We start from the raw sequence: 227 nt of genomic DNA, 5'->3' as shown, positions 1-227 counted from the left end.
TCCTACGGGAGGCAGCAGTAGGGAATCTTCGGCAATGGACGGAAGTCTGACCGAGCAACGCCGCGTGAGTGAAGAAGGTTTTCGGATCGTAAAGCTCTGTTGTAAGAGAAGAACGAGTGTGAGAGTGGAAAGTTCACACTGTGACGGTATCTTACCAGAAAGGGACGGCTAACTACGTGCCAGCAGCCGCGGTAATACGTAGGTCCCGAGCGTTGTCCGGATTTATT

The 227-nt window shown here is 52.4% G+C and carries 1 rRNA gene; it reads left to right on the top strand.

What is annotated here, in order from left to right:
* Positions 1-227, top strand: a 16S ribosomal RNA gene (locus KV696_RS10580); the annotation flags it as partial.

The organism is Streptococcus humanilactis, assembly GCF_019448275.1.
GTDB lineage: Bacteria > Bacillota > Bacilli > Lactobacillales > Streptococcaceae > Streptococcus > Streptococcus humanilactis.
This window is presented reverse-complemented; position numbering and strand designations above follow the sequence as displayed.